8 protein-coding genes and 2 pseudogenes are annotated in these 11,933 nt (G+C 67.4%); 9 read left to right on the top strand and 1 reads right to left on the bottom strand.

Features of this window, described 5'->3' with window-relative positions; all coding sequences use genetic code 11:
- Positions 1-10: 10 nt before the first annotated feature.
- The 7 genes and pseudogenes from OG905_RS00125 to OG905_RS00095 all read left to right on the top strand — a co-directional run.
- Positions 11-1,027: a hypothetical protein gene (locus OG905_RS00125; protein ID WP_328665259.1), complete on the top strand. Its 1,017-nt coding sequence runs from the start codon at positions 11-13 to the stop codon at positions 1,025-1,027.
- 215 nt (positions 1,028-1,242) lie between these two features.
- The gene (locus OG905_RS00120) at positions 1,243-1,758 is read left to right on the top strand and encodes a hypothetical protein (protein ID WP_328665257.1); all 516 of its coding nucleotides are present in this window, start codon (positions 1,243-1,245) and stop codon (positions 1,756-1,758) included.
- A 269-nt stretch (positions 1,759-2,027) separates the two neighbouring features.
- Positions 2,028-2,429: a hypothetical protein gene (locus tag OG905_RS00115; RefSeq protein ID WP_328665255.1), complete on the top strand. Its 402-nt coding sequence runs from the start codon at positions 2,028-2,030 to the stop codon at positions 2,427-2,429.
- Positions 2,430-2,469: 40 nt separating this feature from the next.
- Positions 2,470-4,011 (top strand): caspase family protein, encoded by a 1,542-nt coding sequence (locus OG905_RS00110; RefSeq protein ID WP_328665253.1) that lies wholly within the window; start codon positions 2,470-2,472, stop codon positions 4,009-4,011.
- Between the two features lie 583 nt (positions 4,012-4,594).
- Positions 4,595-5,794, top strand: a complete 1,200-nt coding sequence (locus OG905_RS00105; RefSeq protein ID WP_328665252.1) for an exonuclease SbcCD subunit D — start codon at positions 4,595-4,597, stop codon at positions 5,792-5,794.
- Between the two features lies 1 nt (position 5,795).
- Positions 5,796-8,807, top strand: coding sequence for an SMC family ATPase (locus OG905_RS00100; protein ID WP_328665250.1), 3,012 nt, complete (start codon positions 5,796-5,798; stop codon positions 8,805-8,807).
- Positions 8,808-9,033: 226 nt separating this feature from the next.
- Positions 9,034-9,417 (top strand): annotated as a pseudogene (locus OG905_RS00095) (VWA domain-containing protein); the annotation flags it as partial.
- 33 nt (positions 9,418-9,450) lie between these two features.
- Here OG905_RS00095 and OG905_RS00090 read toward each other — a convergent pair.
- Positions 9,451-10,665 (bottom strand): RNA-guided endonuclease InsQ/TnpB family protein, encoded by a 1,215-nt coding sequence (locus OG905_RS00090; protein WP_328665248.1) that lies wholly within the window; start codon positions 10,663-10,665, stop codon positions 9,451-9,453.
- Between the two features lie 140 nt (positions 10,666-10,805).
- Between OG905_RS00090 and OG905_RS00085 the strand changes: the two are divergent.
- Positions 10,806-11,167 (top strand): annotated as a pseudogene (locus OG905_RS00085) (VWA domain-containing protein); the annotation flags it as partial.
- A gap of 376 nt (positions 11,168-11,543) precedes the next feature.
- Positions 11,544-11,933, top strand: a complete 390-nt coding sequence (locus OG905_RS00080) for a hypothetical protein (RefSeq protein ID WP_328665246.1) — start codon at positions 11,544-11,546, stop codon at positions 11,931-11,933.

Here is an 11,933-nt window from a genome sequence, read left to right as displayed (position 1 = left end):
GGACCCACGGTTGACCCTCATCTACGCTTTCCGTGACGAAAAGGGCTCCTGGCACGGCGACCCGGACGCCGTCGTCCTCGAGCCCGTACCCGGTACAGGCACCCTGACCATCCCACTGGGGCCACAGGGACAGACCTGCCTGTTCGCCGGCCAGAGGCTCCACGTCCTCTACGCAGTCTGCGACGTGGAGGCCAGCCAGACCTCCTACCGACTCGACGACGGTCAGAGCGTGCTGGCGTCCTGGCGCGTACACGAGCTGCTGGCCCCCGCATACCGGCTTCCCCCTGCCACTGCCCCGACCAGCCTCCCGGCCCAGCCGCACCCCCGTCCCGCGGCGCCCGGCGTGAAGCTGGAATTCGGCGACCCGCACCGCCGCTACTGCCTGACCGCCGAACCGGCACAAGAAGGCAGGATGGAACTGACCGTCCTCGTCTGCTCATCCGGCGGCATCATCCACGGCGAGCTCACCGGCGAACTGGACCCCCGCGACCTCAGCGACATCGGCCGCCTCATCACCGCCGCAGCAAGTGCCTGCCCCACACCCGAACCGCTTGGCCCCCAGCCCCCGGCCACCACTACGGCCAGCGTGAAAAGAAAAGCCGCCCACCCGGGGGCCACGTGGACGACCGAGGCCGAGCAGCATCTGCGGGACGCCCACCGCGCAGGCACCAGCCTCCAACAATTGGCCTCTGACCTCGGACGAAGCGAGAACTCCATCCGCTGGAAGCTCCACGGACTCAAACTCGCCCCCTACCCTGCCGACCTCGTGCCCACCCAGCCCACCGAGACAGCACCCAAGCAGCCCAAGGCCTACACGGTGGAGGAGAAACGAAAGGCCCATCCCAACGCGTACATGCCCTGGACCGACCAGGACGAAAAGGACCTTGCCGCCAGCTGCGCCCAGGGAGTGCTACTCGCGCAACTGGCACAGGAGTTCGGCCGAAACGAAGGGGCCATCGCCAGCCGCCTCATGAAGATCGGTGCCGTGGGACCGGCTGCCGATGAGGCACGAGAGTTCGGCGGCTGACTCAGCGCGGTACGCGACGACTTGGCGTCCGTGGGAGTGACCCCGGACCCCGGTGCGGAACGGTCGCGGACCAGCACACCGCTCAGGTGACCTGGGGCAGCGGCCGGCTGTCCCTCGCCGAGGTCTTCATCCGCGCAACCGGCAGATGCTTGTCCGCCCGCTGGAGGCACAGACTCCAGCTCTGCTTCATCGATGCGATGAGAGGGGATTGGTACGTGAAGCACGTTGCCAAGGAACACCAGTTGGCGCAGCTCTGCCTTCAGGCAGCGGTGGCTCAGGCCGCGCTGGGAGAGTTCGACGAAGCCGGACATCGTCTGGGCATGATCCTGGCACTACCGCTCGAGGACGTGCTGGCCATGGCTCATACGGTCGCTGCCTACGTGGACTCGGTGACCATGGTCACCGGCAGCGAGTTCGCCACCGGAAAGCCTGCGAAGAGCGGCGAGACGGAAAGCCTGGACGAAAGGGTGCCGCCCGATCGCGCCCTCACCCTGCGCCTGATGTCGGCCTGGTCGTCCAACGACACAACGTCGTTCGACGCACTGTTCACCGCCGCAGCGGGCGACAGTGTCGGGGTCCTGCACCTGCGGGACTTGTTCGTCTTCGCGTTGGAGGTGACCGAGTACAGAGCCGCCGCTGCAGCGAACCCGCAGGCGATGGTCAAAGCTCTCTGCAAGGCTATGACGAAGCACGGTCCATCCCACTTCTCATGGAATGATCCGCAAGGCTGACACGAAAGACCGTCCTGCGCACCCGGCCGAGCTGCAGGGGCAGAGCCTGCAGCAGCCGAGGCGTGGATCGTTGGATGATGCCGAGCGGCACTGACGGGAGCAACCGGTCCGTCATCGGATCGGGGTGTTCGTTTCGCTGGAGACCGGCATCGCAGGAACGCCAGTGGGGCGTCGTGCGGGCAGCGCAACTCCGCCTATTTGTTACGAGGTTGACGATACGCTGGGCCTGTTCAGGTTTTGATGGGGGTGTTGTGGCTAACGCAGGATTGATGACTGTCACGCTCGAAGGGGCACCTGACAGTGACACGGTGGAACTCGACGAACTCACTGCCCAATTGCGAGGCCGGCTGCTCGAACTTGACGTTGACCGTGTGGAGTCGGTGCGCATCGATGAGGCTCCTGCGGGTTCCAAGCCCGGCGACGCGGTCACCCTTGGGGTACTTGGCGTAACGTTGTCGCCCATCGTCTTGCGGGAAGTGTTCCGGTTGCTGGAGACGTGGATGACCCACCGTCCCATTCGTAAAGTGCGGGTTGTTTTCGGCGACGACAGCATCGAACTGGAACAGGCGACGACGGAAGACCAACGGCGGCTTGTGGAGGCATTCATCGTGACTCACGGGCCTGTCTCGCGCGCGGAGCCAGAGGGCGAAGCAGATGCCTCCAGTGCTTGACGTGGTCGGCTCCGCCGGGAAAGCCCCGTGGTGAGCGACTTTGTCTGGTAGTCGCAGCGCATTACTCATCGCCACAGGTGAACACGATGATCCTGCGCTGAGACAGCTTCGTTCACCCGCTCGGGACGCTGCCGGGCTCGCGGAAGTGCTCCACGACCCCTACATCGGGGCGTATGACGTCACCCAGGTGATCGATCGACCCCAGCATGAAGTCAACCGAGTCCTGGAGTCCTTCTTCCTGGACCGAAGCCGCGACGACTTGCTTCTGCTTCACTTTTCGTGCCACGGCATCAAGGATGATAACGGGCATCTCTACTTTGCCGCCAAAGACACCGACCACCGGCTCCTCGCCTCCACCGCTGTATCCGCGGCATTCGTGCATGACCAGATGCGCAACTGCCGGGCCAGGTCGATTGTCGTGCTTCTCGACTGCTGTTATAGCGGCGCCTTTCTGCCGGGTACCAAGGGCGACACAGCCGTGCATGTGAGGGAAGAGCTGGCAGGCCATGGCCGGGCCATCTTGACAGCGACGAACCGCACTGAGTACGCATGGGAGGGCGATCACCTCACGGCGTTGGCACCCGAACCTTCGCGGTTCACCGGCGCCATCATCAACGGCCTTCAAACCGGTGAGGCGGACCGTGACCAGGACGGAATCGTCAGCGTCAATGACCTTTACGAGTACGTCTATGAACGAGTCCTTGCGGCCGGCGTGAGCCAGAGACCACAGTTGTGGACCGAGACCGAGTACCGAGTGGCCATCGCCCACATCACCAACGGCAGGTCCAAGCAGAGCGCCCGACTCGCGATGCCTACCGAGGAGATCGTCCCTGAGCCCCTTGCTGAGCATCACGGCAACGCGGCTCGGGAGACGAGGACCGTCCAGCCAGCGGGTCGTGATGAGCGACCACTCCAAGCCCCACCGCTCCTGCGCGTACAACAAGCCGTCGCCGGGAGGGAATTCCATGAAGCAGGCATGGCCGCAGTCGCCAATACGACGGATGGAACCGTGCTCCGCGGCCCGTCCGCCTCGCCGACCGTTACCCACCCTGCCGAGGCTCCGTCCGGCGAGCTCCAAGACCTGTCGCCACACACCGAGCAGGGCCGTCTCACTGGTGCCGTCACGTATGCCTTACCTACCCTGGACCTCCTCGCACGCGGAGACCCCGTTCCAGCATGCAGAGCGGACAACAATGCACCGCCAAGTGCGCCTGCGCAGCAGCCTGAGCCACTCGTGTTCAGGGGATACACCGCGACCGTCACGCTCTGCGCAGATCGGGCCGAGATCAGGCGTAAGTTTGTGGGGAAGGTGGGCGGCGCCAAGGACTGTGTGATCCCCATTGCCGAAGTCGCTGAAGTTCAGTCCAAGGAACCCACTCGCCTAGTAAACGGATACGTACACCTTGTCACCGCTCAGGACCGGCGACAGTTTCGGATCGCTGACGGTGCTGCGCAGACACGACTGATGGCAGGTAACTCTCACACTGTTCTCTTTTCGTGGAACCAACGGGAGACGTACGCCGCTTACCTGGCGGTGGTCACCGCCAGGGTTCACGGACAGGCGGGCAATCACGTCGGGTGAGAAATACAGAGCGATCTCCTGTTTGGCCTTCCCTGTGGGACAGGACGGGGGAGGGCGCTGTTGCGCCATTGTGCAGTCCATAGACGGAGCGCCCCCAGCCCGACCGCACAGTGTTGACGGACTCAGACTCTGGTGATCACGGCGCTAGCGGGTTGGCTACCGGACTCGGACGATTACCGCCGATGGCACGCCGCCTCCTGCGGCTACGCCTGCCGATTCACCCTAGATGCGTCCTGTCCCCGTCTTCGTTGCAAGCAAGGTAAGGGGACAAGCGCGCTCCGCACAGCGCGTGTTGGAGCGAAGGGGGCGCACTCGCGCAGGCGCGCCGGGAATTCACTGCACTTCATTTACTCGTGCAGCAGAGGCCAACAAAGGCTCCAGCTGGCCTGCTACCGGCAGAGGCTCCTCGTCCACACCGGTAGGAGAGCCAGCCCGTCGTGCCTCATCGATACTGCTACCACTGCGCCGCACCTTCCTGCCATCCGACGCCATGGAGTGCGCACGCATCGAGCCTTCCGTCGATGATCGCGTTTATCAGGAAAACCGCCCGCAGCTACCGTCACTGTGGTTACGGTCTGTGGTCATGCGGTTTCTGCACACTTCGGACTGGCACCTGGGCCGCCGGTTCCACACAGAAGATCTGATCCCCGCCCAGCATGCCTTCCTCGACCATCTGGTCGACACCGCCCGAACCGAGGACGTCGACGCGGTCCTTGTCGCAGGAGATATCTACGACCGGGCGATTCCCAGCCTGGACGCCGTGCGCCTGTTCAACCGCGCTCTGCATCAACTTGCCGATCTCGACGTGCCGATCATCATGATCAGCGGAAACCACGACTCCGCGCACCGCCTCGGCGTCGGATCCGGTCTTCTCGCCCGTGCCGGCATCCACGTGAGGACCGACCCCGGCACCTGCGACATTCCGGTCCGCCTCGAAGACGCCGACGGCCCTGTGGCCGTGTACGGCATCCCCTACCTCGAGCCGTCGATGGTCCGCGACCGCCTGGAAGCCGAAGCCGTCTCCCACCGCGCCGTGCTGACCGCAGCCCTGGACCGCATCCACGCCGACCTCACCAACAACCAGCCGGCCGGCACCCGGTCCGTGGTCCTCGCGCACGCCTTCGTCACCTCCGGCACCGGGCAGCCCGAGGAACGCAAGGAGAGCGAGGAGGCTGAGAGCGAACGTGAGATCGCTGTGGGCGGGGTCGCCCACGTGGGCGCCGACGTCTTCGAGGGGATTGACTACGTGGCCCTGGGCCACCTCCACGGCCCCCAGCCCGTCACCGACCGCATCCACTACAGCGGCTCCCCGCTGGCCTACTCCTTCTCCGAAGCCCGCCACACCAAGTCGATCACCCTGGTCGACCTCGCCGCCGATGCCGTTCCCGCCCTCACCCACCTGCTCTGCCCCGTGCCGCTGCGCCTGGAGTGCGTGACCGGCTTCATCGAAGACCTCCTGGCCAACCCCGCCCACGAGCCGCTGGAGGATGCCTGGCTCGAGGTCACCCTCACCGACACTGCTCTGCCCTTCGAGGCCATGGCCCGCCTGCGCCGCCGCTTCCCCCACACCGCCAGCCTCAAGCACCGGCCCGCCCTCATCCCCGCCCAGGCCACGAACACTCCGACCTACAGCGAACGCATCCGAGGCCGCGGTGACCTCGACATTGCCAGCGACTTCATCAGCAGCATGCGCGGCACCGACCCCACCCCGGATGAGCACCACCTGCTCCAGCAGGCCGTCGAAGCATCCCGCCTGAACGAGCAGCAGAAGGAAACCGTCTGACATGCGCCTGCACAACCTGACCCTGCAGGCGTTCGGACCCTTCGCCGGCACCCACACCATCGACTTCAACTCCCTGTCCGCCGACGGCCTGTTCCTCCTGCACGGCGACACCGGAGCCGGCAAGAGCACCGTCTTCGCGGCCATCTGCTTCGCCCTCTACGGCAAGCCACCGGGCGACCGCGACCTGCTGCTGCTGCGCAGCCACCATGCTCCCGCCGCCCTCCTGACCGAAGTCACCCTCGAGGTCACCCTCGCAGGCCGCCGCCTGCGCATCCACCGGATCCCCGCCCAGATGCGGCCCAAGCGATCCGGTGAAGGCGAGACCTCCCAGAAGGCAGAAACCCGCCTGAGCGAATGGGCCGTCGACGCCGACGGCCAAGGCCACTGGGAGCCTTCCAGCAAGTCCCACCAAGAGGCTGCCCTCGAGGTCACCGACCTGCTGGGCATGAGCCGGGACCAGTTCTGCCAGGTCGTCCTGCTGCCGCAGAACGACTTCACCACGTTCCTCCACGCCGACGCCCACGGCCGGCGAGAACTCCTCGGCAAACTCTTCCGCACCGGCCGCTTCACCTTCATCGAGCGCTGGCTCAACGACCACAGCCGCACCACCGAGAAGAACCGTGACGCCGCCCGCGCCGACGTGCTGCGCCTGGCCGAACGCATCCACCAGGCCGCCGGAGGCGACCTGACAACCCAGTGCACGGCACCCACCCCCGACGACCCGCACACCCTCACCGAGCCCGCCCGCGCCTGGGCCCAGGATCTCCTCCAAGCCGGCCACACCGACCACGCCAGGACACTCCAGGCAGCCACAACGGCCAAGGAGAACCTGGCCGGACAGCAGCGGCTCGAAGCAGCGGCCCGCGAACTCCACCAGCAGCAGGCCACCTACACCAGCGCCCGGCAGCAGCTCGACCTGCTCCAGGAACAGACACCGCACCAGGACGCACTGGTCCAGCACCGCGACCAGGCCCGCCGCGCCCAGCAGGCAGCCCCGCTGCTGCACGCTGCGGACACCGCCGCAGACGACCACACCCGCGCCCAGACTGCCGAACGCACCGCCCGCGAGCACCTGCTGCCCGAACACAAGGACGGGGACGCCGGCCGGCTGGAAACCGCCGAGCAGTCTCTTCGCGCCGAAGCTGCCGTCCTGACCACCCTCGTCCCCGAAGAAGACACCGTCCGCCGGCTGACCACCGAGCTGGAGCGCACCGACACCGAACGGCAGGACTTCGCCTCCCGGCAACGCACCGCCCAGGACTGGCTCGAAGCAGAACCCACCCGGCGCCGCAACCTCGAAGCCCAGCGGGAGGCCGCCCGCCAGGCCGAAGAAGAAAGCCGCCGCCACCAGAGCGCCCTGGACAGCCTCAAGACTCGCCTCGAAGCCGCCGGCCGCCGCGACACCCACCTTGCCAAGATCGCCAAGGCGGAGCAGCAACTGGCCGATGCACAAACCGTCGTCGGCCAGACCGGCCAGGCCTACCTCACCGTCCGCCGTCGGCGCACCGACGGCATGGCCGCCGAACTCGCCGCCACCCTCACCGACAACACCCCCTGCCCGGTCTGCGGATCCTGCACCCACCCGGCGCCCGCCGCTCCCCAGGACGGGCAGCCCACACGCCAGGACGAACAGGACGCGGAAGCCCTCCACGAGCAGGCCAAGGCCACACAGGAAGCCGCCGCAGCCGTGCTGCACGGGCTCCGCGAACAGGCTGCCACCGCCACCGGCGAAGCCGGCGACACCCCCCTGACCGACCTCCAGACCCAGCACACCACGCTCACCGCCGAGCTGACCGAGGCCCTGAACCGCGCTGGCGACCAGGGCACCGTCCAAGAAGAACTCCTCACCCTCGACAGCGAGCACACCGCCCAGACCCAGCAGCACAGCACCGCCACGGCCGGCTTGTCCGCCCGCAACGCCCACTACGACACCCTCACCCAGCAGCTCACCGAGCTGACGGCCAAACTCACCGCAGCCCGTGGTACCCATCCCACCGTCGCCGCCCACGCCGGCGAACTCACCCGAACCGCCGACCGCCTCAAGGAAACAGCCGAGGCCTCTCGCAGCCTCGCGGCCACTGTCCAGACCCTCACGCACCGCACCGAACAGGCCGCCCTCGCCGCCAAGGACCAGGGCTTCGACACCCTGGCACTCGCCCAACAGGCCCTGCTCGGCGACGATGACCTGCGCGCCATCGAAGAAGAGATCACCCAGTGGCGCGAGGCCTGCGCCGCGCACACCGCAGTCCTCGACAATCCGGAACTGCAGCAAGCCGCCGCCCAGCCCGCCGCCGACCCCGCCGCAGCCACGGCTGCAAGAGCGGCCGCGGACGACCAGCACGCCGAAGCGGCCGCCGCCGCCAGCGCCGCCCACACCTGTAGCCAGGCCCTCACCGCCCTCGCCACCGACCTCGATGCCGCCGTCCAACGCCTGGAACCACTCGAGCAGGCCCACCTCACCGCCCGCCACCTGGCCGAACTCATCACCGGCAACTCACCCAGCGCCCGGGTACGCATGCAGCTGGAGGCCTACGTCCTGGCCGCCCGCCTGGAAGAAGTCGTCACCGCCGCCAACACCCGCCTGCACCTCATGTCCGAAGGCCGCTACACCCTCTCCCACTCCGACCACCAAGCGGCCCGCGGCGCCCGCTCCGGCCTGGGGCTCGAGATCACCGACTCCTGGACCGGCCGCCCCCGCAAGACCGACACGCTCTCCGGCGGCGAATCCTTCTTCGCCTCCCTGTCCCTGGCTCTCGGACTGGCCGATGTCGTCACCCACGAAGCCGGCGGCAACCCCCTGGACACGCTCTTCATCGACGAAGGCTTCGGCACCCTCGACGAGGACACCCTCCACAAGGTCCTCGACGTCCTGGACTCCCTGCGCGCCCACGACCGCACCGTCGGAGTCATCAGCCACGTCCCCGAACTGCGCCGCCGCATCACCCAACGCCTCCACGTCCGCAAAGACCCCGCCGGATCGACCTTCGCCCACCTGACCGCAGCAGCCGAATGACCGCGGAATAGGCCGGACTGGCAGCGAGAGCACCTGCGAGCGGGCGCCGGGGTACCGGACCGGCAGGAAGGCGACGTGGACGTCCGCCACCGCCGACTGCCACGCCGTCTGGGGGGCGGGCCGTTACCCCGGGGCGCACTGATCAGGGGGTCCGTTGGAGAACTTTCCTTGTGGTACCGCCTCGACCGAGAGGATGAGGGTTTTGCGCGATACAGGAGTGGTGACCATGGGCAGGGTTCAGAACGAGGCCCCGGCAATCAGCCTGTCCAAGATGCAGGCGCAGGCCCCGGATCTGGTGAGCCTCTACAAGACGGCCGGATCCAGTGTGCGCGCGCACGGTCTCGAGGGGGTGCGTGCTGCTGTGTATCTCGTGCTGGACCGCTCCGGTTCGATGCGGCCCTACTACAAGGACGGCACCATGCAGCATCTCGGTGAGCAGGTCCTCTCCTTGTCCGCGCACCTCGATGACGACGGCACGGTGCCGGTGGTGTTCTTCTCCACCGATGTCGACGGATCCACCGATCTCAGGCTCGGAGGTCATCGTGGCCGGATCAACAAGCTGCACGAGAACCTCGGCCACATGGGGCGGACGAACTACCACTGGGCCGTGACTCCTCCCCTCCATGAATGAGGGGGCTTTTCGCTATGCCGGTTGGGCGTGGCGACGGGCCAGCCCGGCCCGTAGAACGTTCAGGGCGCCTACCGTGTCCGCGTGCGCGTGGTGGCCGCACGAGAGGCAGTGGAACTTCTCCTGGGTGGGCCGGTTCTCCACTGCGACGTGCCCGCATGCGGGGCAGGTCCGGGAGGTGTTGCGGGGGTCCACGGCGATCACTTCCCGTCCGGCGCTTTCAGCCTTGGCGTGCAGGATCGTCAGGAACACCCCCCATCCGGCGTCTTGGATCGAGTGGTTGAGTCCGGCCTTCGCTGCGGCTCCGTTGGGCAGGAAGCCGCCCGGCCGGTCGGGGTCGGGTTTCGGGGCGGGGGCCTTGACCATGTTGCGGATCTTGAGGTCTTCGTGCGCGATGACGTCGTGCGCACGGACCAGGCCGAGGGCGGTTTTGTGTGCGTGGTCGAGCCGCTGACGGCGGACTTTGCGGTGCAGGTCGGCGACCTTCTCGACGGCACGGCGGTGGTGGGCGGTGCGCTGGTCGCGGCGCACCCGCGGGAACCGGGCGAGGGCTTGCTGTGCGGCTTCGAGCTTGGCGGCGGCCTTCCGCCCGTGGCGCGGGTTGGGTACGAACGCGCCGTGTGAGTCGGCGAGGAAGTTGGCGATGCCCAGGTCGATGCCGACTACCCTGCCGGTCGCGGGCAGGGGTTCGGGCTGCGGCTGCTCGGCGGTGAGGATGACGTACCAGCGCTTGCCCTCGCGCTTGACGGACACGGTCTTGACCCTGCCGACCACCGGCCGGTGCTGGTTGACCTTGACGTGCCCGACGCCCTGGAAACGGACACGGGCGACCCGATCGTGCGGGGCGGAGTCCCAGCGACAGCCGTCGCCGTCCTTGGGAAAGTCCACCGTGTCGAACCAGTTGATGCCCCGCAAACGGGGGTAGCCCGGCGTCTCGCCGGACTTGACCCGACGGAAGAACGCGGCGAACGCCTTGTCCAGACGGCGCAGCGTGGCCTGCTGCGAGCTGAAGGACCAGCGGCCCTGCCGCTCGGGATCGACGCCGCGGATGTCCTTGAGCTGCGCGGACTGCTGCCCGTACGTGACGCTCGTCCTTGAGGCATGCCGGTAGGCGTCGCGGCGTTCCTGCAAGGCCCCGTTGTAGAGCGAGCAGTGATCGGCCAGCATCGCGGCGAGGGCCTGCACCTGGCGGACGGTGGGGCGCAGGAGGAACTTGTACGCACGGATCATCCGGCCCACCCCCCTTCGTTCCCGGTGTGATCAACTTAGCGGAGGCCACTGACAACGCAGTGAACTCCGGCGCTTCGCGCCTCCGGGCCGTGGATGCGTTTCCCTCCCCGGCTGAAGCCGGGGATACCCACGCGAGATCAGGGATGGACGAGGTCATCGACCACTACCTGGCTCCGGCAGTGACGCCCCAGCCCTGGTGATCTTCTAGACCGACGGAGGGCCCACCAGCAAGTCCGCCGCCGAGCGCTACCTATGCAAAGCCGCCCGCCTGCCGCTGTTTTGGCAGTTCATCGGCTTCGGCGACCCCGACGACAACGAGTTCGCCTTTCTCCGCCGTCTCGACAACCTGGCCGCACCCAGACACCGCATCGTCGACAACGCAGGCTTCTTCCACGCGGGCCGCGATCTGCGCACCGTACGCGACGATCTCCTCTACGACCGGCTCCTGCAGGAGTTCCCCAGCTGGCTCTCGTCGGCTCGGACCGCTCAGGTCCTGCAGTGAGCGCTTGAACCGAAGGGAGAACCGATCTCGCCGTACGCGGCGCGAGCGGTGGGTGTCCTCCCGCTCCACTCCGCGCGCGCAGCTCGGATCGCACCGCGCGGCCGCCGTGTTCCGTGGCATGTTCTGCGCTCCGTGCGTCGGGAGCCTTGGTGCGAACGCCACCGACTGAGGCTCCTCGGATTACTGGCCGACCTGGCGCGCGGCTTCGGCGTCGACATCAGCGGCTGACCTCTCACCCATGCTCTGAGGTCGAACAGTTCTGCGCTCGTGACGCCGACTCGGATCAGCGTGTACGGACCGGCGCGGCGGCTTCCTCCGTGACAGCAATGAAACAACGAATCGTTGTTTCATTGCCTGCGTGCGGTACGGTGACGGTATGCCACGTGATTCCCGTCAGCAGGCCCGTGACCGGCTGTCTGCACTGGCCCCCGCTTCCGGGGGCAGGCAGGATGCGACGGCTGCGCGTCGTATCGAGCAGGATGCATCGCTCGTGGGGCGGCTGCTGGCGGCCGCCGACGAGCAGAACGACCACGGGCGGGAGCCGGGCGTGATCCCGGACGACGTAGGCGCCGCACTAGGCCTGTTCGAGGACATGCGCGAGCAGTTGGACCGGCTGGAGACCCAGGTGGTCATCGAGGCCCGGCGCCGGGGCATGGACTGGCGGCAGATCGCCGCCCATCAGGGCCTGAACTCCTCCCAAGCCGCCTCGCAGCGCTATCAGCGGCTGATGACGCGGCTCGAAGAGATCCGCCAGGGCGTCCGGTGA

The organism is Streptomyces sp. NBC_00322 (assembly GCF_036147535.1).
Classification (GTDB): domain Bacteria; phylum Actinomycetota; class Actinomycetes; order Streptomycetales; family Streptomycetaceae; genus Streptomyces.
Note: the sequence above shows the minus strand (reverse complement) of the source record. Positions and strands in the feature narration are given on the sequence as shown.